The organism is Pseudomonas sp. ES4, from assembly GCF_050586665.1.
Lineage (GTDB): Bacteria > Pseudomonadota > Gammaproteobacteria > Pseudomonadales > Pseudomonadaceae > Aquipseudomonas > Aquipseudomonas frederiksbergensis.
The window spans coordinates 57,512-82,591 of the sequence record NZ_JBOBDO010000020.1 but is presented as its reverse complement, the minus strand read 5'-3'; the positions used below and the strand labels follow the sequence as shown (position 1 = coordinate 82,591).

The window sequence follows — 25,080 nt, the reverse complement described above, 5'->3', positions numbered from 1 at the left end:
GCCATCGCCATGTCCATCCCCTGCAACGACCTGCCCGACATGCAAATCGACACTTCCCTCACCTCGCCAAAAGGCTCTGCTGCCGCGCAACGAGCGCTGGATTATTACTTGAAACCAGCTGTTTCAGAGGAAGTGGTCGAAGAACGTTTCTTTGACGTAAACCGCAACATCAGCAGCGAAGAAGCGCTGGTCCATGCCACGGATTTGCTGCGTTGTGCCGCCGCCATCGCGTACGAGTCAGCCAGCAATCTGCAAGGCGCACATCGGGACCTGGCGTTTTCGGCGGTGCACATGATCGACATGGCCAGGGCGATGGTGGATCGATCCCTGGAGGGCGATCAGAATGGATAAGACGCGGGTGCTGAGAAGGAGGACGGGAAAAGAACTTTCCTATCGCGCAGATAAAAACATTTGACTTGCAAACGAGAATGATTATTATTGCATGCAGCTGGTCGCGAGATCGGTCGATTGTCCAAGTGACCTTAGGTCGGTCTCCTGGACTATCTCCTCATCAGGCTAATCACGGTTTTTGACCCGGCTTTTTGCCGGGTCTTTTTTTTGCCAGTTATTCTGGCTTTACCTTCAGGCTAATGAAGTCTTTAAGTGCAGCAAATTCGAATGGCGCGGATGATATCAAAAGAATGTCCCATGGCAACAGAAGCCCGGCATCATTGGCCCAAACTAATCAAAAATAGCGCTTGAGAATCAATCGCACAGTCTCTAAGCTTCGTCGGCGTCATGGAGGACGCCCCCCGCTCAACCCAGAATTCCCCCCGGTTTTTCCCTTCCCAACGTGTAAAGTAACAGCCATAAAATCATATTCAGGAATCGACTATGACCGTGGCCAAATCCTCATTCGACATCAGTGCCAACTTCGACAGTGGCAATATTGAAGTGCTGGACATCAGCAATCCGTTGCAAGCCCTGCTGGCGATCAAACCAGACACCCGCAGTCAGCACTTTCAGTGGTTCCACTTCAAGGCCAGCGGTCTGCACGTCGGTCAGGAACACTGGTTTCGCCTGAACAATGCCAGCAAGTCCTCCTACAACAAAGCCTGGGATGGTTATCAGGCGGTGGCGTCCTACGACCACGTCAACTGGTTCCGGGTGCCGACCATTTTCGAAGGTGACTGCCTGCGCTTCAGCCTTGAAGCCACCGCCACCCACGCCTGGTTCGCCTACTTCGAACCCTACAGCCGTGGCCGTCATGACTGGCTGATCGAGCAAGCGCTGACCAAGGCTGGCACCGAACTGCTGGCCACCGGCAAAAGCGTCGAAGGTCGCGACATCCAGCTGCTGCGGAAAGGCACGGGCGCCGAAGGTCAACGCAAGGTCTGGATCATCGCCCAGCAACACCCCGGTGAACACATGGCCGAATGGTTCATGGAAGGCGTGATCGAACGCCTGGAAAATCACGACGATCCGATATTGAACAAACTGCTGACCAGCGCCGACCTGTATCTAGTGCCGAACATGAACCCGGACGGGGCTTTCCACGGTCACCTGCGCACCAACGCCATGGGCCAGGACCTGAACCGCGCCTGGCAGAGCGCCAGCCAGGAAATCAGTCCGGAAGTGCTGTTCGTTCAGCAGCAAATGGAAAAGTACGGCGTGGACCTGTTCCTCGACATCCATGGCGATGAAGAAATCCCTTACGTATTCACCGCCGGCTGCGAAGGCAACCCGGGCTACACGCCCCGGATCGAAAAACTCGAAGAGCACTTCCGCAGTCATCTCAAGCGCCAGACCAAGGACTTCCAGACCAAGCACGGCTACACCCGGGACGAACCGGGCAAAGCCAACATGACTTTGGCGTGCAACAGCGTTGGCGAGAAGTTCGACTGCCTGTCGCTGACCCTGGAAATGCCGTTCAAGGACAACAACGATGCGCCGAATGCGCTGACCGGCTGGTCTGGCAAACGCTCGAAGCAATTGGGCAAGGATGTGCTGACGACCGTGGCTGACATGGTCGATACCTTGCGCTGATCACCCTCGATGGCTGCATGTCCGGCATGCAGCCATGCCTCACTCGGCAGCGATCCGCTGGCAATCCTCAGGTCCCAGCAAGCGCCCATCCTCGGCACGTAATTCCAGCGTCTGCACCGGTCGGCCGTTCTGTCGGTCAACCACCCGCGAATGCGCCTCCCCTGCCTCATAGAAAAACGCCTCGCCCCATTGGCGCAATCCGATGATCAACGGGAACAGGCCTTTGCCCTTCTCGGTCAGCACATATTCCTGATACGCACTGCCGTCCGACGCCGGCACCAGGTCGAAAATGCCGTGGGCCACCAAAGTGCGCAGCCGCGCGGACAAAATATTCTTGGCCATGCCCAAACTGCGCTGAAACTCCCCGAACCGGCGTATGCCGTCAAACGCATCGCGCACGATCAGCAATGACCACCCATCACCAATGGCATCCAGGGAACGGGCAACCGGGCATTCGGCGTTTTCCATGCTTGTACGTTTAGCCATGAGCGCGCTCACATCCATCAAATGTAGTTGCAATATAAAACCAGCTTCCTTACCGTACAACTGGTTTCATTTTGAAACCACACAAGGAAGCCCGTCATGAAACCTGAACATCCATTGAGCGGCGCCGTGGTGCTGCTGTTTGCCATCGCCTGCGGCCTGGCCGTCGGCAATGTTTACTACGCACAAACACTGCTCGATGCCATGGCCGAGACTTTCGCCATGGACCCCGCAACCATCGGCATCGTCGTCACGCTGACGCAAGTCGGTTACGGCGCAGGCCTGGTGTTGCTGGTGCCGCTGGGTGACCTGCTCAATCGCCGGCGCCTGATCGTTACGCAAACTGTGCTGTCGGCGGTGGCCTTGCTCACGATCGCTCTGGCGCCTGACAACATCTGGCTGCTGATCGGCATGACATTGACCGGGTTATTGGCTGTCGTGACACAAGTGTTGGTGGCTTACGCCGCGACATTGGCCATCCCGAAACAGCGAGGGCGTGTGGTCGGTGTGGTCACCAGCGGCATCGTCGTCGGTATTCTGCTCGCCCGGACAGTGGCCGGCGGCATGGCCGACCTCGCCGGTTGGCGTTCGATCTATCTGTTGTCGGCGGGTTTGACGCTGGTGATGGCGTTGCTGCTGTTTCGTGTGTTGCCCAAACATGAAGCTGCGCAACCCGCCAGTTCCTACGGCGCTTTGCTGGGCTCGGTATTCAAGCTGTTCAAGGAAGAACCGGTGCTGCGCCAGCGTGCGGTGCTCGCGCTACTGACCTTCGCCAGTGCCATGGTGTTGTGGACGCCCATGGTGCTACCGCTGAGCGCCCCGCCGCTGTCGTTGTCCCACACACAAATCGGATTATTCGGGCTGGCAGGTGCCGCCGGTGCATTGGCCGCCGCTCGTGCCGGGCATCTGGCTGATCGTGGCCTGGGACAATGGACCAGCGGTTTGTCACTCTTGTTGATGCTGGTTTCCTGGCTGCCGATTGCCTTCACCCAGTCCTCGTTGTGGGCATTGCTGCTTGGCGTGATTACCCTGGATCTGGGTTTGCAGGCCGTGCACGTCACCAGCCAGAGCATGATCTACAGCGTGCGCCCCGAAGCCCAAAGCCGACTCACCGCCGGCTACATGCTGTTCTATTCGATTGGCAGCGCCTTGGGGTCGATCGGTTCGACGGCGATGTACGCGTGGGCCGGTTGGCTCGGCGTATGCCTGCTGGGCGCAGGCATCAATGCTGTGGCGTTGATTTATTGGTGGCTGACACTCGCCACAAAGGTCCAACCATTGGAAGCCGCGTCGCACTGACTGTGTAGCAGCTGTCGAGCCTGCGAGGCTGCTGCTACAAGTGAACGTAAGGGATCAGCCGCGATCCTTGCCCCGCAACATGCTGTCCAGCACGTCATCGCGGCGCACCCAGCCGTGAAATAATGCCGCCGCCAAATGCACCAGCACCGTCAGGAACAGCAAGTACGCCAGATACCCGTGAGCCTTGCGCAGGAACGCAAACACCTGCGCATTCGCCGGTACGATCGACGGCAACTGCAGCGAGCTGCTGAGCATCACCGGATCCCCCGCCGCTGAAATCATCGCCCAACCCAGCAGCGGCAGGATCAGCATCAACGCGTACAGCAAAACATGCGAAGCCTTGGCCGCCAGCGCTTGCCAACCCGGCAGATCCGCTGGCAGCGGTGGCTGTCGAGTGGAAAAGCGCACGGCCAGGCGAACGATCACCAACAGCAGAATCGCAACGCCCAAGGGTTTGTGCAGATGAATCAGCCACTCATGACGCTCGGACACTGAAGCGGCCATGCCCGCGCCGATAAACAGCATGGCAATGATCATCAGCGCCATCAGCCAGTGCAGCAATCGCGCTAATGGCGCGAAGTGGTTCGGTTGAGCGCTCATTGACGAGACTCCTGTTTATGGGCAGAGGGCAACTGGCTGACTTCGCTGGTACGACGCAAGTAGGAATTGGCGTACCCCGCTGAACGAGCGGCGAGCAATGGGTCGTCGGAACCTTCGATGCCGGCGGGCAGTACCAGCGGGTCGTAGTTGATATCGCGACATTCGCCACTGAGTTGCGGCTGGGTGCTTTCAAGTACGAGGGTGCCGGCGTTCAACACTTTGCGACCCTCGGGCCAGGCCTTGCTGGCGTCGTTGACCGGATCGCCAGGGTTGGCCAGCGTGATGTTCAACTGCCAACGCAGCGGTCCTGCGGAAATGCGCTGAACCAGGTCTTTCTCCAGGAATTCCCCCCCTTCAGGCGCCGTAGCACCCGCGGCATCCTGAGCGACGGGCACCATGCTCCAGCGCACTGCTTGCCGTTGCCCGGCCGCGTTCACCAGGTAAAACGCATTGACGCTGTTGTAGGTTTCCGTCACGTAACTGGCCGACGGCTTGGCGGTTTTGATCCAGGCCAGGAACGGTCCTGCTTCCGGATGCGAACCGAAGAATGCTGGCACGGCAGCCGGGTTCGGCTTGCCGGTGGCCGGGTCCGGTGACTGGGCCTGCTGCAATTGATAGAACGCTTCGGGGGTGCCCACCGGGAACACTGGCATGCTGTTCATCCCGGTGCGCCACTGCTGGCCGTTGGCCTGGGTGAATCGCAACGCCAGGCTGCGGATCGGCACGCTGTTGTCCGGCGCATAAGGATTGCCGGCCGGCAAGGCGAAACGCCCCACCACGGGGGTCCGCGCAACATTGAACACCTGAGCGCTGGAATAGCTGCGCGCCTCGCCACTGCTCTCGAAATGCCCGATCACGCACACGCCTTTGGAGTGATTGCGTCGGAAGCCGGGGTGCACGCCGTTGTTGGTCTCCAGCACATTGACCAGTTTTTTCGGGGTCAGGCGCTGTGGGTCAAAGGTGCCGTTGACGTAGGCAAAAGCCCCAGCCAGGGCGGCAACCACCACAGCGATACCGGCCAGACGTAATGTCAGGCTCGCGGCACTCAAGGGTGGCCGGGTTGGCGGTGACGAGCGATCTACCATGAAAGACTCCAGGGCCATCGGCCACAAGTGAGAAGGATCAAGCAGACGAACACCGTGGCGGTTTATTCCATCGCGCGGTATTTATTTTTTCAGGCGTGGAATAACCTCCAATGCCGGGCGTCTTCCTAGTCCAAAGCGTAGTGACTAGCCAGAACTTCATGAACGATATCGACGAACAACTGCGAGAAATCATTCCCGGACTGCGCCGGTTTGCCGTGTCATTGACGCGCAATCCCAGCAGCGCCGACGACCTGGTGCAGTCTTGCCTTGAACGCGCGCTGTCGAGTTGGGGCGACAAACACCCCGACGGCGACTTGCGCGCCTGGCTGTTTTCGATTCTGTATCGACAGTTTCTCGATGCTCACCGACGCTCCCGGCGTTATGCGCGGATGCTCGAATTCTTTACCGGGCGTGACGATTCACAGCCATCGGTGGAACGCACCGTGATCGCCCAATCAACCCTGCAAGCTTTCGACCAGCTCACCACCGAACAACGCGCCCTGCTGCTCTGGGTCTCGGTCGAAGGCTTGAGTTATAAGGAGGTCGCCGAGATTCTCGACGTCCCCACCGGCACCGTGATGTCCCGCCTGTCCCGTGCCCGCCAGGCCTTGCGCCAGTTGAGCGACGGCGAAATCACCCGCCCTTCCCTGCGGAGACTCAAATGATCAGCCTGCCCCCAAGCGAGCGTGACCTGCACGCCTATGTCGACCAGCAACTCAGCGATGCCGACCGACGTCTGGTGGAGACTTTTCTGGCCAGCAACGCGGAAGTGGCTGCCCAAGTGCGTGCCTGGCAGCAGGACGCCCAACAATTGCGCGCGGCATTGAGCGGCGCGCTGCAGCAACCGGCCAACCCGGATCTCGACCCGGCGCTGATTCGCCAACGCCTAAAACGACAATCTCGCCGTCACCTGGCCAGCGCCGCCGTGTTGCTGATCGCGGTCAGCGTCGGCGGATTCAGCGGCTGGCAAGCCCGGGAGATGACGCTCATCAGTGCCCAACTACCAATGACCGATGCCCTGCAGGCCTATCGCCTGATTGCCCAGCAAGGCATCCTGCCGGCCGATTACAAAGTCAGTGATGACGGTGACATGCAGGGTTGGCTCGACCGCTATTTCACTCAGGCCAATCGCTTGCCTGACCTTTCGGGCGCCGGTTTCAAACCGGTCAGCGGACGCTTGCTGAGCACCGAGCAAGGGCCGGCGGCGATGGTGGTCTACGAGGATCAGGGCGGCCATAAAGTCAGCTTCTACGTCCGCCCACCGGGTCCGAAAAACTACCTGTTGCCGAGGGGCAGTCGCAGCGATGGCGGGTTGCAGGCCGAGTACTGGTCAGGGGGCGGGTACAACTACGCGATGGTCAGCCCCACTGATACGCCGGCGGCGCAGATGCTCAAGCAAACCGTGCAGTTCTGACTTCCGATACTGATCGTTCCCACGCTCGGCGTGGGAATGCCTCACCGGACGCTCCGCGTCCGTTTTGGGACGCAGAGCGTCCCGGACTGCATTCCCACGCGGAGCGTGGGAACGATCGATTCCCTGTGGGAGCGGGGTCAGCCCTGCCCAAACACTTGCGAAGGCCTACGCAATAAAGGGTCGAACGGATTGATCCGCGGTCCGATCAGCGCCGCTTCGCGCTTAAGCATTTCGACCACCGTCGGCAATCGATCCGGCCCCAGCCGATCACTCACGGTCGCCACGCTCAGTGCCGCGACCGCCCGCCCTTCACGATCCAGAATCGGCACCGCCACCCCGGCCATGCCCTGCAACACGCCGGTGTTGCGCCCGGCATAACCGAGCTTGCGCACGTTCTCGACTTCCGAGCGCAGGAACACCTCGTCGTACAGGTGGAAATCCTTGAGCCTCGGCAAGTTGTAGTGAATCACCGTGTCGCGCTCTTCTTCCGGCAGGAACGCCAGAATCGCCAGGCTGCCCTGCCCCACGCCCAGCGCCACCCGCCCGCCGATGTCACCGGTAAAGGTGCGGATCGGAAACGGCCCTTCGCTGCGATCCAGGCAAATCGCATCAAAACCACTGCGCGCCAGCAAGAACAACGAATCCCCCAACGACGCCGACAGCCGCAGCAACGCCGGACGCACCAGTTCGCGCAGGTTTCCGGTGTTCCCGGCACGGGCCGCCAGGGCAAAAAACTCCAGACTCAAGCGATAGCGTTTGCTGCGCGCATCCTGCTCGACCATCCCTTCATCCATCAAACTACGCAGCAATCGGTGCGTGGTCGGTTGTGACAAGCCAATGCGCTGGGCCAGTTGTGTCACCCGTTCCCCGCCCTCGACGTTGTCACCCAGACTGCGCAGCACGGCAAACAGTCTGGAGACCGCGCCGACACCGACATCACTTTTGCTTTCATTCCGATCAATGGAATCTGTCATGGGTTTTCTCGAGTATTAATTTACTCACCGAATGAAACTGAAAATAGTCATCGTCTCAGTGAAATAGGCCATTGAGCCCATCCTATTCTTCGTCCTACTCTGCGTCCAGACAGGGGCGATTCGAACAACAGCGGCAGCCGACAGAAGTCGAGCGCCAACGCACCCCGCAAGACCTTTTCGTATCTGCCCATACAAAAAAGCGCGCCTTCGGGCGATGCATAACAATCTCAGGTGGAGCGCAGTTATGGCTTTTGTGCAACTTGAAGGACTCGGCAAACGCTACGGTGAGATCGACGCCGTCGTGGCCACCAACCTCTCGGTCGAGAAAGGCGAGTTCGTCTCGCTGCTCGGCCCCTCCGGCTGCGGTAAAACCACCACTCTGCAAATGATCGCCGGCTTCGTCGAAGTCAGCAGCGGACGCATTGTGCTGGACGGTCGCGACATCACCCACGCCAAACCCGCCAGCCGTGGTTTGGGCGTGGTGTTCCAGAGTTACGCGCTGTTCCCGCACATGACCGTGAAAGACAACGTCGCCTTCGGCCTGCGCATGCGCAAAGTGGCCAATGGCGAGTTGCAGCAGCGAGTGGACCGGGTGCTGAAACTGGTGCGCCTCAACCAGCATGCCGAGCGTTATCCGCGAGAGCTTTCCGGCGGCCAGCGTCAGCGTGTTGCGTTGGCTCGAGCTTTGGTGATCGAGCCGCCGGTGCTGCTGCTCGATGAGCCGCTGTCCAACCTCGACGCCAACCTGCGCGAAGAGATGCAGTACGAGATCCGCCGCATCCAGCGCGAAGTCGGGATCACCACGCTGATGGTCACCCATGACCAGTCCGAAGCGCTGTCCATCAGCGACCGGGTGGTGGTGATGCAGGCCGGGCGCATCACCCAGATCGACGCGCCGTACACCCTCTACGAACACCCGCGCACCGAGTTCATTTCCGGGTTCGTCGGCAAGGCCAATCTGCTGCCCGGCGAGCGTGATGACGCGGGTGTGGTCCAGGTTCGCAGTGGCGGCGAACTGATCCTGAGCCTGCGTCCGGAAAAAATCGACCTGCGGGACAAAGGTCAAGGCCGCCTGCAAGGCAATATCGTCAGCCGCTTCTTTCTCGGCAGCCAATGGTTGTACGGCGTCTCGACAACCCTGGGCGAACTCAGCGTGGTGCGCCGCAACGACGGTTCGGCACCGCTGACCGAAGGCACGGCGGTCGGGCTCGATTGGGACGCAACGTTGCTGCGGGTGCTAACCGTCGACGAGGTGCCGGCATGAGTACGCTTGTCGCCATTCGCCACGGACGCCAGGGTTACTGGCTGTCGGCACCGGCCCTGGCCTTGTACCTCGGCCTGCTGGTGATCCCGCTGCTGCTGACCTTGGTGCTGTCGTTCAACGTCTTCGACTACAGCTCGGGGATCAACGGCGACGCCTACACCCTTGATCACTACAGCAGCTTGCTGGGCGATCCGTACTTCTACGAAATCTTTCTGCGCACGATGTGGATCAGCGCCCTGACCACCCTGCTCTGCGTGGTGATCGGCGTGCCCGAGGCCTACATCCTCAGCCGCATGGGCGCGCCGTGGCGCTCGATTTTCCTGATTCTGATCCTCACCCCGCTGTTGATTTCGGTGGTGGTGCGCGCCTTCGGCTGGAGCCTGTTGCTGGGTGCCGACGGCCTGGTCAACCAGATCCTGCAAGCCTTTGGCGGCTCGCCGATGAAGCTGCTCTACACGCCGTTCGCAGTGGTGATTGCGTTGGTCCACGTGATGCTGCCGTTCATGATCATTCCGGTCTGGACCTCGCTGCAGAAACTCGACCCGGCCGCCGAACAAGCCGCGATGTCCCTCGGTGCCAGCCACTTCACCGTGATGCGCCAAGTGGTGCTGCCGCAGATCATGCCGGGCGTGCTCTCCGGCACCTTGATCGTGTTCGGCCTCGCCGCCAGCTCTTTCGCGATTCCCGGCCTGCTCGGCGGACGCCGGATAAAAATGGTCGCCACGCTGATCTACGACCAGTACCTGTCGGAGCTCAACTGGCCGATGGGCGCGGCCATCGCCGTGGCCCTGTTGTTGCTCAACCTGCTGATCATGCTCTCGTGGAACCGGATGATCGAAGGCCGCTACAAGAAGTCATTGGGATAACTCGTCATGTCCAAGAACGGTCCTTTCGCCCTGCTGTTCCATACCCTGGTGGTGCTGTTCATGCTGGCGCCGCTGGTGGTGGTCTGCCTCGTGGCCTTCACCCCGGAAAACACCTTGAGCCTGCCCACCACGGAGTTTTCCCTGCGCTGGTTCCGCGCCGTGTTCGAGCGTGCTGACTTTGTCGATGCGTTCTACAACAGCCTGATCCTGGCGTTTTGCGCGGCCAGTCTGGCGACGCTGATTGCGGTGCCGGCGGCGCTGGCAATCACTCGCTTCGAGTTCCCCGGCCGCGACTTTCTCAACGGTCTGTTCCTGTCGCCGATCATCATTCCGCACTTGGTGCTGGGTGTGGCGTTGCTGCGGTTGTTTGCGCTGATGGGGGTCAACGGCAGCTTCGCCTGGCTGATCTTCGCCCACGTGCTGGTGATCACGCCGTACGTGCTGCGACTAGTGTTGGCGTCGGCCATCGGCCTGGATCGCAGCGCCGAACACGCCGCGCAATCGCTCGGTGCCGGGCGCTTCACGCTGTTCCGGGAAATCACCTTGCCGATGATTCTGCCGGGGGTGGCCGGTGGCTGGCTGCTGGCGTTCATCAACAGTTTCGATGAGGTCACGCTGTCGATTTTCGTCACCTCGCCGGCCACGCAAACCTTGCCGGTGCGGATGTACGTGTACGCCACCGAATCCATCGATCCGATGATGGCGGCGGTGTCGGCACTGGTGATTGGGTTGACCGCGTTGACGATGATTTTGCTCGACCGGGTCTACGGCCTCGATCGGGTTCTGGTGGGCAAACAATGAGGGCGCCATGGCTCTGCTGAAACGACTGGCCGAAGGCGACCGCCCGGCCCTGGACTTTACCCTCGACGGCACGCCGGCCACCGGCCTGCTCGGCGACACTTTGCTGACGGCGGTGCTGACCTGCAGCGAACACTTGCGCGGCAGCGACTTCAGCGCCGAACCCCGTGCCGGGTTTTGCATGATGGGTGCGTGTCAGGACTGCTGGGTTCGACTGGGCGATGGTCGACGCGTGCGTGCCTGCTCGACGCTGCTCGAAGCCGGTCAGCAGATCAGCCGCGAACCGGGGCGGTCCCTATGAACACCTTTTCAATCTGCCGAAACCGGATCCCCTGTGGGAGCGAGCCTGCTCGCGATAGCAATCTGTCAGCCAGCATTAATGTTGAATGTACCGCCGTCATCGCGAGCAGGCTCGCTCCCACAAGGGATCTGCGTCGCTCACACATGAGGTGGGTATGAATTCGGTGGTCATCATTGGTGCCGGTCCGGCCGGCATTCGGGCAGCGCAGACGCTGGTTGCGCATGGACTTCGCCCGGTGCTGCTGGACGAAGCAGCACACGGGGGCGGGCAGATTTATCGGCGCCAACCGGCAAACTTCAAGCGCTCGCCGGTCAAGCTGTATGGCTTCGAAGCCGGCAAGGCCAACGCGCTGCATCGGACGATTGACGCGCTGCGCGAGCAACTCGATTACCGTCCCGAGACGTTGGTGTGGAACGCCGAGGATAGCGCGCTCGACACCTTGCATGAAGGCCGCGCCGCGCGGCTGGCGTTCTCCCGTGTGATTGTCGCCACGGGCGCCACCGACCGGATTCTGCCGGTGCCAGGCTGGACCCTTCCCGGGGTTTACAGCCTCGGCGCGGCGCAGATCGCCCTCAAGTTTCAAGGCTGCGCCATCGGTGAACGCGTGGTGTTCGCCGGCAGTGGGCCGTTGCTGTACCTGGTGGCATATCAATACGCCAAGGCCGGCGCCAAGGTGGTCGCGGTGCTCGACAGCTCGCCGTTCAGCGCTCAGGCCCGCGCCCTGTCCGGTCTGCTCTCGCAGCCGGCCACCCTGGCCAAAGGCATTTATTACCGCAGTTGGCTGACCGCCCACGGCATCCCGGTGCACCAAGGTGCCAGCCTCACAGGCATCGACGGCAAACAGCGTGTGCAATCGCTGACCTGGCGCAACGCCAAGGGCGATCAGCAACTGGAGTGCGACGCCGTCGCCTTCGCCCACGGCCTGCGCAGTGAAACCCAACTCGCCGACCTGCTCGGCTGTGAATTCGCCTGGAACCCGCTCAACCGCGCCTGGCTGCCGCAACGGGACAGCGCCGGTCGCAGCAGTGTCGCCGAGGTTTACCTGGCCGGTGACGGCGCCGGCATCATGGGCGCCGACGCGGCGGAAATGGCCGGTGAACGCGCGGCCCTGGCGTTGCTCGAAGACATCGGTTACCTGATCCCGCCGCAACGTGGGGCGCAATTGGAGCAAGCGCTGGGACGGATCGATACCTTCCGCCAAGGCCTGGAACGGGCCTTCATCTTTCCCGAACATTGGGCCGCCGAGGCCCCGAATGACGTGATGATCTGCCGCTGCGAAGAAGTGCGCGCCGGCGACATCCGCCAGGTTGTGCGCGAGGGTCATTGGGAGATCAACCGGGTCAAGGCGCATTGCCGGATCGGCATGGGCCGCTGCCAGGGACGGATGTGCGGCGCCGCCGCAGCGGAAATCATTGCCTGCGAAAGCCAGCGCGCCATCTCCGACATTGGTCGCCTGAGGGCTCAGGCCCCCATCAAACCCCTGCCGTTTGGTCTGGAGGTCGAGTCATGATCGAAGTCGATGCCGTCATCATTGGCGGCGGAATTGTCGGCGCCTCCGCCGCGCTGTTTCTGAGCAAGGCCGGGCGTCGCGTGGCGCTACTGGAGCGGGACTTCTGTGGCTCGCATTCCAGCGGCGTGAACTACGGCGGCGTGCGGCGCCAGGGGCGACCACTCTCGCAACTACCGCTGTCGCAACGGGCCCACGACATCTGGGGACAACTGCCACAGCTGATTGGCATCGACGGTGAGTATCAGCGCAGCGGCCACCTGAAACTGGCCCGCAGCCTCAACGATTTGCACGCCTTGCAAGACTATGCCGCCAGCAGTCGGGGCTTTGGTCTCGACTTACAGGTGCTTGAGCGCAGTGAATTACGCGCACGTTTTCCGTGGGTCGGCGAGGTGGCGGTCGGTGCCTCGTTTTGCCCCGATGACGGTCACGCCAACCCACGACTGGTGTCCCCGGCGTTTGCCCGGGCGGCGCGGCGACATGGCGCGCAGGTCCATGAACAATGCGCGGTGACGGCGGTGGAACATGACGGCCAAGGTTTTCGTATCAGCACGCAAACCGGTCTCGACCTGCACGCGCCCTGGCTTTTGAACTGCGCCGGAGCCTGGGCCGGCAGCCTGGCATCACAGTTCGGTGAGGCGGTGCCGATGCACGCCGGGCACCCGGCGATGTTGGTCACTGAGCCGTTGCCGCTGGTGATGAATGCCAGCACCGGGGTCGAGGGCGGCGGTATCTATGCCCGTCAGGTCGCTCGCGGCAATTGCGTATTGGGTGGCGGCCAGGGTTTTGCCCTTGATGGCGCCCGCGCCCGGCCGGGCCAGCACGCCGTGATCGAGATCCTGCGTCAAGCCGTCGAGCTTTATCCGTTTCTTGAAGGCGCCCAGGCGATTCGCACCTGGAGCGGCACCGAAGGTTACCTGCCCGATCGCCAACCGGTGATCGGCCACAGTGGCACTCAACCCGGTCTGTTACACGCATTCGGCTTTGCCGGTGCGGGCTTTCAGATCGGCCCCGCGGTGGGCCAGGCGCTCACCGAAATCATCTGCAGCGGCGCTTCAAAAACGTCGCTGGATGCGTTTTCCATCACCCGGTTTCACTCCATCTCCGTTGCTTGATAGAGGAAGGTCGCGCTAATGAATAACGTCAAACGCACTGCACTGCTCGGTATCTCCTGCTTGGGCGCCCTGCTCGCCGCCACCCAGGCCCAGGCCGAACCGACGCTTTACCTGGGCATGAACGGCGGGACCATGGAGCGGCTCTATGCCGACAAGGTGCTACCGGTTTTCGAGAAGGCCAACAACGTCAAAGTGGTGATCGTGCCAGGCACCTCCGCCGACATTCTGGCCAAGGTCCAGGCCAGCAAAGGCAACCCGCAGATGCACGTGATGTTCCTCGACGACGGCATCATGTACCGCGCCATCGCCATGGGGCTGTGCGACAAACTTGAAGACAGCGCCCCGCTGGCGCAGATTCCGGCCAAGGGTCGCATCAAGGATCAAGCGGTGGCGGTCAGCCTCGGCGTGACCGGGCTGGCGTACAACACGCGGCTGTTCAAGGAGAAAGGCTGGACCGCACCGACCTCGTGGATGGACATGGCTGACCCGCGCTTCAAGGACAAACTGGTGTTCCAGTCGATGGCCTCCTCGACCTTTGGCCTGCACGGGTTTTTGATGTTCAACCGGATTCAGGGCGGCAGCGAAACCGACGTCGAACCAGGCTTCAAGGCGTGGCCGAACACCGTCGGGCGCAACGTGCTGGAGTACATTCCGAGCTCGGCGAAGATTTCCGAAATGCTTCAGACCGACGAAGCCGCGTTGTTCCCGTTGACGCCGACCCAGGTCACCGCGCTGAAACTCAAGGGCATGCCGGTGGAGTATGCGCAGCCGAAGGAAGGCGCCGTGGTGCTCAACGTGGCCGAATGTGCCATCGCCAACAACACTCAGCCGGAATTGGCACAAAAACTCGCCGCTTTCTTGCTGACGCCTGAAGCCCAGGCCGCCGCGCTTGAAGACGGTGACCAGATCCCGTCCAACCCGAATACCCCGACCACCGACAAGACTCGTGGCCAGGTCGAAGCGATGAAACAGTACCTGGCCACTGCCATTGCGATCGATTGGGATCAGGTCAACGAACAGCGCCCAGCGTGGAATGCGCGGTGGAATCGCAGTATCGAGCGCTAACCCGAGGCAACACAGCAAACCCTGTGGGAGCGGGCTTGCCCGCGAATGCGTAAGGTCAGGAAACCGAATGGTGAATGACACACCGCCTTCGCGAGCAAGCCCGCTCCCACATTGGATCGGTGTACAACACAACTTCAGTGTGGGAGCGAGCCTGCTCGCGATAGCGGTTTAACAGCCACCCCACCTTTGCCGGTATCATGTCGCCCGCTTCCGGGCCTGTGCGCCCTCCTCTCGATCAATAGTGAATCTGTTCATGGATACCCTTGCCCAACTACGCGCCGGCCAACTGTCGGGCATTACCCGTCTGGACCTCAGCGGCGGCCTGACGGAGTTTCCGAGGGAAATCTTCGACCTGGCGGACTCGCTGGAAGTCCTCGACCTCAGCGGCAATGCCTTGAGCAGCCTGCCGGACGACTTGCACCGCCTGACCCGTTTACGCGTGCTGTTCTGCGCGGACAATCTGTTCACCGAGCTGCCCGTTTGCCTGGGCCAATGCGCCGCACTGACGATGGTCGGCTTCAAGGCCAATCGTATCGAGCGCGTGCCAGGCGCGGCCCTGCCACCGTTGCTGCGCTGGCTGATCCTGACCGATAACTGCATCACTGAGCTGCCGGCCGAACTGGGTGAACGCCCGCTCCTGCAAAAACTCATGCTGGCTGGCAACCGCTTGCAAGATTTGCCGCAGAGCTTGCGGCATTGCCATCGACTCGAACTGATCCGCATCGCCGCCAATCAGTTGAGCGAGTTGCCCGAGTGGCTGCTGACCCTGCCCAGCCTGAGCTGGTTGGCGTACGCCGGTAACCCGCTGGAGACCGAAGCCGATGCGGCTGCCCTCGAAGCCACACCCCGCATTCCGTGGTCTGAACTGCGTCTGGAGCAGCAACTGGGCGAAGGCGCGTCAGGGGTTATTTATCGGGCTGTTTGGGATCGACCGAACCACCCGGCCACAGCGGTCGCCGTCAAGCTCTACAAAGGCGAAATGACCAGCGATGGCTCGCCGTTACACGAGATGAACGCCTGCATCACCGCCGGTAGTCACCCCAACCTGATCCGGGTTAAAGGCCGCATCGTCGGGCATCCGGAAGCCCAGGCCGGGCTGGTGATGCAATTGATCGATCCGAGCTATCGCAATCTGGCCGGCCTGCCGAGCCTGGCGTCATGCACCCGCGACGTTTACGCCAACGACACCCGGCTCAGCGCTGGCGTAGCATTGCGCATCGCCTCTGGTATCGCCTCGGCAGCCGAACATTTGCACCAGCATGGCATCACCCACGGCGACCTCTACGGCCACAACATTTTGTGGAACGAGCACGGTGATTGCCTGTTGGGGGATTTTGGCGCCGCGTCTTTCCATGCCATCTCGGACAGCCTTGAAAGCCGTGCGCTGCAACGGATAGAAGTGCGAGCGTTCGGGATTTTGCTGGGGGAATTGCTGGAGCGGATCGACTCGGGGTTGAGCGATGAAGGTCGTGTGCATCTGGAGCAATTGCAGCAGCGCTGCTGTCAGCCGCAGGTGCTGGAGCGACCGGGGTTCGCGGAGATTGTACGAGTACTGGAAAATCGGTGACCGCTGCGCGGTCATTCGCGAGCAAGCCCGCTCCCACATTAGATCGCGTCCTTACAGACAACTCGGTCAATTGTGGGAGTGAGCCTGCTCGCGATAGCGGTATCACTGAAAAATCAAATTACCCCGCCAACCCGACAAACATGTCCTGCACGTCATCGTGGTTATCAAGGCCTTCAAGGAAGGCCTCGACTTCAGCCATCTGCTCATCGCTCAGACCGCTGACCGGGTTTTTCGGCTGATAGCCCAGCTTGGCCGACAACACGGTGAACCCTTGCTCGGGCAGGGCTTTCTGCACGGCGTCCAGGTCCGCAGGCTCGGTCAGGAACAGGGTCGTGCCCTCTTCGTCACCCGCCTCGAAATCCTGGGCGCCGGCTTCGATGGCGGCCATTTCCGGATCGGCGTCCGGGCTGTCCGGGGACGCCTCGATCATGCCGACATGGTTGAAGTCCCACGCTACCGAACCGGAAGCGCCCAATTGGCCCTTGCGGAACGCAACGCGGATTTCAGCGACGGTGCGGTTGATGTTGTCGGTCACGCATTCAACGATCAGTGGCACCTGATGCGGTGCGAAGCCTTCATAGGTCACGCGATGGTACTGCACGGTTTCACCCAGCAGGCCCGCGCCTTTCTTGATCGCGCGATCCAGGGTTTCCTTGGGCATCGAGGCTTTCTTGGCCTGTTCAACCACCAGCCGCAGATGTGCGTTGGTCGCGACATCGGCACCGTTACGCGCAGCGATGGTGATTTCTTTTACCAGTTTGCCGAAGATCTTGCCCTTGGCGTTAGATGCCGCTTCTTTGTGTTTAACCTTCCACTGTGCGCCCATTACTCACTCTCTTGATCTGTGGCGCCGAGACATCTATTGGCCGACGCATGGGCGCAAGTTTATACGCCCTAAAGTTGGCAATCGACCAAAAAATCCACCCTGTTAACCCGCATGACCCATCGACATCTTCACCGTCAGTTGTAGGGCGATTCTGAAACTTCGATTTGCGGTGACTATAAAGGGCTATGGTTTCGTACCCTCTGCGCCCGAATTCCATGGCAGAAGCGCGTTCGATGCACAACGACAAGGAAAGCCCCTTCACCCTGACACTTCTCGACGGCGATTTGAGTTTGCAGGTGTTGCAGTTCAGTGGCCGAGAAGCCCTCAACCAGCCCTATCGATTCGACATCGAAGTGATCGGCCTCGCGCCGGCCATGAACCTCGACCGATTGCTGCAACAACCGGTGTTCCTCAGCCTGATGGAGGGCCAGGGTCTTCATGGCGTACTTCACAGTGCCAGTCGCGAACATCGCGGCCCACACCGGATCGGCTACAAACTGGTGCTCGTGCCCTACATTCAATGGCTCGACCGGCAGCGTTCACGCCGGGTCTTTCATCACCTCAGCGTACCGATGATCCTGCGCCAACTGCTGGAGGAACATGATGTGCCCGAGGCGAGCTATCGCTTCGAATTATCCAGCGGACACTATCCCGTCCGGCCTTTTTGCATTCAGTACGAGGAGAGCGACCTGGCATTACTGCAACGGCTGTGCGAAGAAGAAGGCATTCACTATCACTTCGAACATCAGCGCGAAGGGCATGTGCTGATCCTGGCAGATGACAGCCTGAGCTTCCCCCAGGACCCCGTCCTTACGCCATTCCAGGGCAACGCGCCCGAAGACAGTGACGGGCCGACGATCAGTGAGTTGTTCCAGCGCCATGACTCGCCGCCCATTCCCTCACGACTGGAGGCCAGGAATCGTGGCTCGCAAAAACCCGACGATGGCGCGGCCAACCACGCGCTCAGCAAACCCTTACCGGTCATGGTCCGCCCCGCGCCCGAGCACATCCATCACGATCAGTTGAGCCGACGACAACTGGAACGTCTGCGTTGCCAGTACCTGCAGATCCACGGTCAAAGCAACCAGTGCGCACTGCGCAGCGCACGGATCGTGCAAGTGTCGGAACATCCACTGGCGAATTTCAACGATCAATGGCTGCTCACCGAAACCCGACATCAAGGGCAACAACCTTCGATTCTTGCCACCGACAAACCGGTCACTGTCGTTCATTACCGCAATCAGTTCACCGCCATTCCCTGGTCAACGGTATTCAGGCCGGCACTCAAACAGACCAGGCCGAGCATCCCGGGTTACCAGCCCGCCCGGGTACTGGGCCCTGCCGGGCAACCGCCGGCGCTGGATGATCGAGGTCGAATACAAGTCAGGCTGTGGCCAACCGCGCAAGCGGATCCGCTTGAATCTGTGGGTATCTGGTTACCGGTGGCCTTTGCAACGCCGGACGGTCGGATTGATGCGTCCAGCCTGCCAAAGGCCGGCAGCGACGTCCTGATCAGTTTTCTCGACAGTGACCCGGACCGACCGGTGCTGTGTATCGGCATGGGCCATCACCCGCGCACCCGGCCTGATCCCGAGCCACGCCGCGATAGCGATTTGCTGCTCGATTGGCTGGTCAATCGCTCGGACCCATCGCCCTGACTCAGCCCTTGTCGGCCTTGCCTGCCGCCGCCGCGAATTTCGCCAGACGCACATCCAGATGCCGCGGCCGATGCCCATGATCTTCGGCGCGCTCCTTGCGGCGGATGGCGTTGCGCACCATCAATGAGCCGAGGTAACGAATCGGTTCCGGCGGAAACAAGCCCAACGGGCCGTTGACCAGAGGCGAACGGGTCCAGGCATTATCCAGCCCTTGAACCATCGAGGCGAGAATCTGCCCGCCCATATGACACGGGCCAACCCCGCTGCCGGAGTATCCGAAACCATAAAACACGTTGCCGCTGGCGCTCATCTGACCGAAAAACGGCAAACCGGTGACCGAGCGATCAGACGGACCGTTCCAGGTCGCCTCGACCTTGACCTGGGCAAACGCCGGAAAGAACTCGCCCAGGCTGTGTTGCAACAAACCGGCATAGGGCGATGGCTGATCGAACACCGGCAACATTCGCCCGCCGTAAGCAAAGGTATTGCCGCCCTTGCCGAGCATGATTCGGCCGTCCGGGGTGTTGTGGTAGTAGTGCACGAAAATCCGCGAATCGAGCACGGTGACGCCGCTGGTCAAACCGATTTCGTCAAGCAGATCGGGGCGCGGTTCGGTGATCAGCATGTCGCTGGAAACAATCGCCACACTGCGCTCGAACTGTGGAAACGCCCGGGCCATCCAGGCGTTCATCGCCAGCACCACGCGATCCGCGCGAACTGTGCCGTTCGAGGTTTGTACCAGCGCAGGCTTGCCCTCCTGCAACCTCGTCATGGCGGTATGCTCGTGAATCTTCACCCCCAGCTGCAAGGCGACCCGGCGCAAGCCGCGCACCAGTTTGCCCGGTTGCACGCTGGCCGCCGCCGGGGAAAACCAGCCTTCCAGATGTTTGCTGGAACCGGCCATGCGTTGCACGTCGGCCACCGGTCGTTGGCTGAAAGAGTTGATGCCATTGCGCTCCAACGCTGCGATCACAGCATCGGTCGAGCCGCATTGAGCGCGGTTGGTGGCGGTATAGAGCGTACCGTCGAGGCGGTAATCGGCGTCCACCGCGTACTGCTCGCAAAAGGCGCCGATGGCATGAATGCTGCGCTCCGATTCCTTGACCAGCCGCACGGCTTCTTCGACGCCGAACAGCCGTTCAAGGGTGAAGTACTTGGCCGACCACGACAGTGCACAACCACCGTTGCGACCACTGGCGCCGGCGCCGCAGATATCGGCCTCGATCAACAGCACATCCAGTTCGGGGTTCTGTTGCTTGAGCATGATCGCCGTCCACAACCCGGTGTAGCCACCGCCGACAATGCAGACATCGGCGCGGGTGTCGCCCGCCAAGGGTTCGCATGGCGCGCAGGACTCGGCCGCCAGCGCCTGTTCCAGCCAGAAAGGTCTCATGGGTCAATCCTTAAGTACGCAGAGGTTTTACGCTGATCGGTTGGTCAGGTACGAAAGTGCTTTCGGCACGCAGGCCAGCCGGACGGCTGTTCCAGTGTGGGATCAACACCAGGGCCGAAAACAACGCGCAGCCAGCGAAGACGATGAACACCGTGACCGAGTCGAAGTAGCCCGGCAGCAATCCGCCGAGAATCGCCCCGACCGAGCCGCAACCGTTGACGAAACCGGCCGCTGTAGCACCCGCCTTGGCGGTGCCGAAATCGATCGCCGCCGCGCCGCTGATCATCGAGTCCGGTCCGTACAGGGTCAGGCCCATGACGAACAGCAGCGCCACCACCAGCATCACGCTGCCGGTATGCAGGGCACCCATGAACAACGCCAGGGTCACGGTCAGCGCCAACAGGCTGAGCACACACGCCGGCATGCGTCGAGCGCCGAACAGTTTGTCCGATGCCAGCCCCAGCAGAATCGGCCCAAGCAACCCGGCCAGTTCAAAGGCAGTCGGAATGATGGCCGCGCCGACCTTGCCCACCGAGGGCATCTGCTCGAAGACGATCACCGGGCCCCAGAGCAGAATCGCGTAGCGTGCCGGTTTCAGCAGAAAGTACGCGAGCCCCAGGACCAGCACGGTGCGGTTGCGCAGGATTTCTTTCAACGGTTCCAGAATGCTGATCCTGCTTTGCGCATCAGCCTCTTGCGCCGTCAGTTGCGGCTCCGGTTCCACCGCCGGCAAGCCAACGTCTTCGGGTTTGTTGCGCTGAAAAATAAAAAACAGCACGGCGACCAGCCCAACCACCGCCGCACTGGAAAAGAACGCCGCATGCCAGGTGCCGATCAGCGTATACGCCCACCAGCCAGCAAACGGCGACGCCACCAACCCACCAAAGGCGTAGCAGGAACTCCACAGCCCCAGCACCCGCCCGCGCTGTTCAGAGGGAAAGAAACTCCCGAGGTTCTTGCACAGCCCGGACCAGCCGGTGGACTGGGCGAACCCTTGAATCAACATGCAGGTAGCGAAGATTGGCAACGTCGCAAAACTGCCCATCACCAAGGCTGCCGCCGCTGAAATCAGCAACCCGCCAAACACTACGACCCTTGGACCAAAGCGGTCGGCCAGGATGCCCCAGGTGAATTGCCCGATGGCGTAAGCCGTGAGGTAGATGGCGTCGAGGTTGGCCATGGCCATTTTGTCGAGCATGAAGGTGGGATCTTCGGCGATCCCCAGTTTTGCCACGGAAAAGGCTTTGCGGGTGAAGTAGAACGCGGCGTAAGCGAGCCAGGTGATCGCGAAGATCTGCACGCGCCAACGCTTGATGGTGCCGATGTGCTTGTTCATGGTGGTTCTGACCTCAGGGTGTGAGTGTGCCGGCAGAAATTGAGAAATAACGCCTGTTTTTTTATTGTTGAGCACTTCGATATCGCAGCTTCCCTGAGGCGATATCGGTCAGATGAGTCCTGCTGTTGCACGCACAGGCTCATGGCCGCCGACGCTGTTCGACTGACCAGTCACCGGGGCTGAGGTGGATAAAAACAATTACTGATTAATAAGTGAAATCGATTTATCGTATTTCAAATATAAGCTCAGCTTGTTACTGGAGTTTTCGATGTCGGTTTCCCACGCCCAGCTCAAAGCCTTCCATGCCGTGGCCGTCCACGGAAGCTTTACCAAAGCCGCCGAGCGGCTATTCCTCACGCAACCGGCGATTTCCGACCAAGTGCGCAAGCTCGAAGAGCGTTTCGGTGTGCTGCTGTTCCACCGCAACAAACGCTCGGTGCGCCTGACGGATCTGGGTGAGCGGTTGTTGAGCATTACCCAGCGGTTGTTCGTCATCGAGGCCGAGGCTCAAGAGTTACTTCAGGAATCCCAGGCATTGCAGACGGGCACCCTGATTCTCGCCGTCGATGCGCCGGTGCATGTGCTGCCGCAGATCGCGCGGTTCTGCGAACGCTACCCCGGTATCAGCGTGAAGATCGAAACCGGCAACACCGATGAATCGCTGTTCCGGTTGTTCAATTACCAGGCCGACCTGGCGTTGCTCGGTCGCGATGTCAGTGACGAACGTCTGATCTCGCTGCCGCTGCGCAATGACCCGATGGTGGCGTTCGTTTCGCGCAATCACCCGTGGGCCGGCCGTGAGTCGATTTGCCTCGCGGACCTGGATGACACGCCTTTGGTGCTGCGGGAAATCGGTTCGGTGACGCGCCAGACGCTGGAAGAAGAAATGGCTCAGGCAGGCTTTCGCATTCGCCCGGCAATTCAGGTTGAAGGCCGGGAAGCGGCGCGGGAAGCGGTGGTGGTGGGGATTGGCGTTGGTGTTGTTTCTGCTGCCGAGTTCGGTGCAGATTCCAGGGTTTGCGCGTTGCCGATTACCGACTGCAAACGGCGGTTGACCGAGACACTGGTGTGCTTGCGCGAGCAGAGTTCGCGGCGGGTGGTGGCGACGTTTCTGCAGATGGTTCGCGAAAGCCTCCCCCAATGATCGTTCCCACGCTCTGCGTGGGAATGCAGCCCGGGACGCTCCGCGTCCCAAAGCGGACGCAGAGCGTCCATTGAGGCATTCCCACGCAGAGCGTGGGAACGATCCATTTTGTGAACGCTGTAGATCCAATGTGGGAGCGGGCTTGCTCGCGAAGGCCGCACCTCGGTCTATCGGCCGGGTGCCAACTCGAAAAACGCCTGTATCAAGCGCAAATCCCGCCGCCGCTCCATGCAGCCAATCATGTGTCGGTTTACCAACCCTTCACCAACAATCGGCACCGCAGCCACCCGCGGGTCGTGGCTGACCTCCACCGACGACACCACGCCAACCCCCAACTCTGCGGCGACGGCTTCGGTCACCGCCTCGCGACTGTCCAGCTCCAGCAACACCCGTGGACTGACCATCGCCGCCGCGCACGCCTCGTCGAAGGTGCGCCGGGTGATCGAACTGGGCTCGCGCAACACCATGATCACCTGATCCAGCGCCTTGAGCGGTACTCCCTTCGACATCTGCGCCCAGGGATGGCCATCAGGCACCAGCGCACAAATCCGTGATTCACTCAAGCCTTGCAAATGCAGGCCCTTGCGCGGTTCGACCTCGGTCAGCACTGCCACGTCGGCATGCTCCGACAGCAACGCCGCCAAGGTTTCCTGAGCATTGCCCAGCCGCAGGTTCACGGTAATGCCCGGATACCGCGCCCGCAAACTCGCCAGCATCGGCATCACCATGTGCGGCCCGTCCGCCGCAACTTCCAGACGCCCTGTCAGCAACTGTCGGTTGGCCTCGAGCATCACCTGCGCTTCTTCGGCCAGACCGAACATCGCCCGGGTGATCGCGGCCAGTTTGGTGCCCTCCTCCGTCAGTTCCACCCGTCGCGCGGTGCGCCGCAACAGGGTGATCTGGTAATGCTCCTCCAGCGCCTTGATGTGCCCGGTGACCGCCGGTTGGCTGATGAACAGTCGCGCGGCGGCCCGGGTGAAACTGCCCTCGCGGGCCACCGCATCGAATGCGCGGAGCTGGAACAGGTTCATGAATAACCCTCACTGATGACTGGCATAACAACAAACAATTTGATTGATAGCTCGGCAAATTGCAATTTAAGCCCCGTAGCTTCATCCCATCGATTGCGAGGACACGAGAATGAGTACTGCCGAACCCATCCTGCTCACCCCCGGCCCACTGACCACATCGGCCCGCACCCGTCAGGCGATGATGGTTGACTGGGGTTCATGGGATGACCGCTTCAATCAACTGACCGCCAGCCTGTGCGAACAACTGCTGGCGATCATCAACGGCGGCGACAGCCACCATTGCGTGCCCCTGCAAGGCAGCGGCACGTTCGCGGTCGAAGCGGCGATCGGCACGCTGGTGCCGCGCGACGGCAAAGTCCTGGTGCTGATCAATGGCGCTTACGGCAAACGCCTGGCGAAAATCTGCGAAGTGCTCGGCCGCTCCTTCAGCACCTTCGAAACCGCCGAAGACGAGCCGACCACCGCCGCCGACGTCGACCGCCTGCTGCGTGCCGACGCCAGCATCACCCACGTCGCGCTGATTCACTGCGAAACCAGCACCGGCATCCTCAACCCGCTGCCGGAAATCGCCCACGTCATCGCGCAACACGGCAAACGCCTGATCATCGACGCCATGAGTTCTTTTGGCGCCTTGCCGATCGACGCGCAACAGGTGCCGTTCGACGCGCTGATCGCCGCTTCGGGCAAATGCCTGGAAGGCGTGCCGGGAATGGGCTTTGTCTTCGCTCGCAAAGAAGCGCTGGCCAATGCCGCCGGTAACTCGCATTCGCTGGCAATGGACCTTTTCGATCAGCACACCTACATGGCCAAGACCGGCCAGTGGCGCTTCACCCCGCCGACCCACGTGGTCGCCGCCCTGCACGAAGCCCTGCTGCAATACAACGAAGAAGGTGGCTTGCCCGCCCGGCATCAGCGCTATGCCAACAACTGCCAGGTGCTGCTCGATGACATGGCCAGACTGGGGCTACGCAGTTTCCTGCCTGCCGCGATTCAGGCGCCGATCATCGTCACCTTCCACGCACCGAAAGACCCGCGCTACCAGTTCAAGGAATTCTACGAACGCGTCAAGGCCAAGGGTTTCATCCTTTACCCCGGCAAATTGACCCAGGTCGAAACCTTCCGTGTCGGCTGCATCGGCCACGTCAACCAGGCCGAGATGCACGCGGCGGTGGCGGCTATCGCCGAAGTACTGCGCGAGATGGAAGTCCTCGAAATCTGATTCACACCGCATTCCCCTGTGGGAGCGAGCCTGCTCGCGATAGCGGCCTGACATTCACCCTTGATGTCGACTGACAGGGACCTATCGCGAGCAGGCTCACTCCCACAAAAACAGCGCCTTTATTAGCCAGTTGCCACAGGATTTGATCA

At 61.1% G+C, this 25,080-nt stretch carries 24 protein-coding genes; 16 read left to right on the top strand and 8 right to left on the bottom strand.

Going from position 1 to position 25,080, the window contains the following annotated elements; translation table 11 throughout:
• Positions 1-9 precede the first annotated feature (9 nt).
• Together ACQ4OB_RS20845 and ACQ4OB_RS20840 are read left to right on the top strand one after the other, a co-directional pair.
• Positions 10-351: a DUF6124 family protein gene (locus tag ACQ4OB_RS20845; protein ID WP_074878393.1), complete on the top strand. Its 342-nt coding sequence runs from the start codon at positions 10-12 to the stop codon at positions 349-351.
• A gap of 483 nt (positions 352-834) precedes the next feature.
• Positions 835-1,986 (top strand): M14 family metallopeptidase, encoded by a 1,152-nt coding sequence (locus ACQ4OB_RS20840; RefSeq protein ID WP_430956368.1) that lies wholly within the window; start codon positions 835-837, stop codon positions 1,984-1,986.
• Positions 1,987-2,025: 39 nt separating this feature from the next.
• On the opposite strand, the gene ACQ4OB_RS20835 is transcribed toward ACQ4OB_RS20840, so the two are convergent.
• Positions 2,026-2,472: a winged helix-turn-helix transcriptional regulator gene (locus ACQ4OB_RS20835; protein ID WP_430956367.1), complete on the bottom strand. Its 447-nt coding sequence runs from the start codon at positions 2,470-2,472 to the stop codon at positions 2,026-2,028.
• 96 nt (positions 2,473-2,568) lie between these two features.
• Between ACQ4OB_RS20835 and ACQ4OB_RS20830 the strand changes: the two genes are divergently transcribed.
• Entirely contained in the window at positions 2,569-3,768 is a 1,200-nt protein-coding gene (locus ACQ4OB_RS20830) for an MFS transporter (RefSeq protein WP_430956366.1), read from the top strand.
• A gap of 54 nt (positions 3,769-3,822) precedes the next feature.
• Here the strand turns inward: ACQ4OB_RS20830 and ACQ4OB_RS20825 are convergent, their stop codons facing one another.
• Together ACQ4OB_RS20825 and ACQ4OB_RS20820 are read right to left on the bottom strand one after the other, a co-directional pair.
• Positions 3,823-4,368, bottom strand: coding sequence for a cytochrome b (locus ACQ4OB_RS20825; RefSeq protein ID WP_430956365.1), 546 nt, complete (start codon positions 4,366-4,368; stop codon positions 3,823-3,825).
• Entirely contained in the window at positions 4,365-5,453 is a 1,089-nt protein-coding gene (locus tag ACQ4OB_RS20820; RefSeq protein ID WP_074878402.1) for a catalase family peroxidase, read from the bottom strand. Before ACQ4OB_RS20820 ends, ACQ4OB_RS20825 begins: the two co-directional genes overlap by 4 nt.
• A 158-nt stretch (positions 5,454-5,611) precedes the next feature.
• Between ACQ4OB_RS20820 and ACQ4OB_RS20815 the strand changes: the two genes are divergently transcribed.
• Both ACQ4OB_RS20815 and ACQ4OB_RS20810 read left to right on the top strand, forming a co-directional pair.
• Complete coding sequence (locus ACQ4OB_RS20815; RefSeq protein ID WP_430956364.1) at positions 5,612-6,118, top strand: sigma-70 family RNA polymerase sigma factor; 507 nt, start codon at positions 5,612-5,614, stop codon at positions 6,116-6,118.
• Positions 6,115-6,867 (top strand): anti-sigma factor family protein, encoded by a 753-nt coding sequence (locus ACQ4OB_RS20810; protein ID WP_430956363.1) that lies wholly within the window; start codon positions 6,115-6,117, stop codon positions 6,865-6,867. The genes ACQ4OB_RS20815 and ACQ4OB_RS20810 overlap by 4 nt, the downstream gene beginning before the upstream one ends.
• 137 nt (positions 6,868-7,004) lie before the next feature.
• Here the strand turns inward: ACQ4OB_RS20810 and ACQ4OB_RS20805 are convergent, their stop codons facing one another.
• Complete coding sequence (locus tag ACQ4OB_RS20805) at positions 7,005-7,841, bottom strand: IclR family transcriptional regulator (RefSeq protein ID WP_430956362.1); 837 nt, start codon at positions 7,839-7,841, stop codon at positions 7,005-7,007.
• 244 nt (positions 7,842-8,085) lie between these two features.
• Between ACQ4OB_RS20805 and ACQ4OB_RS20800 the strand changes: the two genes are divergently transcribed.
• The 8 genes from ACQ4OB_RS20800 to ACQ4OB_RS20765 all read left to right on the top strand — a co-directional run bounded on the left by ACQ4OB_RS20800 (position 8,086) and on the right by ACQ4OB_RS20765 (position 16,324).
• Positions 8,086-9,105 carry an ABC transporter ATP-binding protein gene (locus ACQ4OB_RS20800; protein ID WP_074878408.1) on the top strand — a complete coding sequence of 340 codons (1,020 nt, stop codon included), beginning with the start codon at positions 8,086-8,088 and terminating at the stop codon, positions 9,103-9,105.
• Positions 9,102-9,971, top strand: a complete 870-nt coding sequence (locus ACQ4OB_RS20795) for an ABC transporter permease (protein ID WP_430956361.1) — start codon at positions 9,102-9,104, stop codon at positions 9,969-9,971. The genes ACQ4OB_RS20800 and ACQ4OB_RS20795 overlap by 4 nt, the downstream gene beginning before the upstream one ends.
• A gap of 6 nt (positions 9,972-9,977) precedes the next feature.
• Entirely contained in the window at positions 9,978-10,772 is a 795-nt protein-coding gene (locus ACQ4OB_RS20790; RefSeq protein WP_008148452.1) for an ABC transporter permease, read from the top strand.
• A 7-nt stretch (positions 10,773-10,779) separates the two neighbouring features.
• Complete coding sequence (locus ACQ4OB_RS20785; RefSeq protein ID WP_008148449.1) at positions 10,780-11,070, top strand: (2Fe-2S)-binding protein; 291 nt, start codon at positions 10,780-10,782, stop codon at positions 11,068-11,070.
• Between the two features lie 154 nt (positions 11,071-11,224).
• Positions 11,225-12,580 carry an FAD-dependent oxidoreductase gene (locus ACQ4OB_RS20780; RefSeq protein ID WP_430956360.1) on the top strand — a complete coding sequence of 452 codons (1,356 nt, stop codon included), beginning with the start codon at positions 11,225-11,227 and terminating at the stop codon, positions 12,578-12,580.
• Positions 12,577-13,692, top strand: a complete 1,116-nt coding sequence (locus tag ACQ4OB_RS20775) for an NAD(P)/FAD-dependent oxidoreductase (RefSeq protein ID WP_430956359.1) — start codon at positions 12,577-12,579, stop codon at positions 13,690-13,692. The genes ACQ4OB_RS20780 and ACQ4OB_RS20775 overlap by 4 nt, the downstream gene beginning before the upstream one ends.
• Before the next feature lie 18 nt (positions 13,693-13,710).
• Positions 13,711-14,757: an ABC transporter substrate-binding protein gene (locus ACQ4OB_RS20770; RefSeq protein WP_074878416.1), complete on the top strand. Its 1,047-nt coding sequence runs from the start codon at positions 13,711-13,713 to the stop codon at positions 14,755-14,757.
• A 253-nt stretch (positions 14,758-15,010) separates the two neighbouring features.
• The gene (locus ACQ4OB_RS20765; RefSeq protein ID WP_430956358.1) at positions 15,011-16,324 is read left to right on the top strand and encodes a leucine-rich repeat-containing protein kinase family protein; all 1,314 of its coding nucleotides are present in this window, start codon (positions 15,011-15,013) and stop codon (positions 16,322-16,324) included.
• Positions 16,325-16,442: 118 nt separating this feature from the next.
• Here the strand turns inward: ACQ4OB_RS20765 and ACQ4OB_RS20760 are convergent, their stop codons facing one another.
• A complete protein-coding gene (locus ACQ4OB_RS20760) occupies positions 16,443-17,150 on the bottom strand; it encodes a YebC/PmpR family DNA-binding transcriptional regulator (RefSeq protein ID WP_074878420.1) in 708 nt (235 codons plus the stop codon).
• A gap of 233 nt (positions 17,151-17,383) precedes the next feature.
• Between ACQ4OB_RS20760 and ACQ4OB_RS20755 the strand changes: the two genes are divergently transcribed.
• Positions 17,384-18,808 (top strand): type VI secretion system Vgr family protein, encoded by a 1,425-nt coding sequence (locus ACQ4OB_RS20755; RefSeq protein WP_430956357.1) that lies wholly within the window; start codon positions 17,384-17,386, stop codon positions 18,806-18,808.
• 1 nt (position 18,809) lies between these two features.
• Here ACQ4OB_RS20755 and ACQ4OB_RS20750 read toward each other — a convergent pair whose 3' ends face one another.
• Both ACQ4OB_RS20750 and ACQ4OB_RS20745 read right to left on the bottom strand, forming a co-directional pair.
• A complete protein-coding gene (locus ACQ4OB_RS20750; RefSeq protein ID WP_430956356.1) occupies positions 18,810-20,201 on the bottom strand; it encodes an FAD-dependent oxidoreductase in 1,392 nt (463 codons plus the stop codon).
• 10 nt (positions 20,202-20,211) lie between these two features.
• The gene (locus ACQ4OB_RS20745; protein ID WP_074878426.1) at positions 20,212-21,537 is read right to left on the bottom strand and encodes an MFS transporter; all 1,326 of its coding nucleotides are present in this window, start codon (positions 21,535-21,537) and stop codon (positions 20,212-20,214) included.
• A gap of 268 nt (positions 21,538-21,805) precedes the next feature.
• Here ACQ4OB_RS20745 and ACQ4OB_RS20740 point away from each other — a divergent pair, with 268 nt between their 5' ends.
• The gene (locus ACQ4OB_RS20740; RefSeq protein ID WP_074878428.1) at positions 21,806-22,681 is read left to right on the top strand and encodes a LysR family transcriptional regulator; all 876 of its coding nucleotides are present in this window, start codon (positions 21,806-21,808) and stop codon (positions 22,679-22,681) included.
• Positions 22,682-22,848: 167 nt separating this feature from the next.
• Here the strand turns inward: ACQ4OB_RS20740 and ACQ4OB_RS20735 are convergent, their stop codons facing one another.
• Entirely contained in the window at positions 22,849-23,712 is an 864-nt protein-coding gene (locus ACQ4OB_RS20735) for a LysR substrate-binding domain-containing protein (RefSeq protein ID WP_430956355.1), read from the bottom strand.
• 109 nt (positions 23,713-23,821) lie between these two features.
• On the opposite strand from ACQ4OB_RS20735, the gene ACQ4OB_RS20730 reads away from it, so the two are divergent.
• Positions 23,822-24,931: a 2-aminoethylphosphonate--pyruvate transaminase gene (locus ACQ4OB_RS20730; RefSeq protein WP_074878432.1), complete on the top strand. Its 1,110-nt coding sequence runs from the start codon at positions 23,822-23,824 to the stop codon at positions 24,929-24,931.
• The last annotated feature ends 149 nt before the right edge of the window (positions 24,932-25,080 follow it).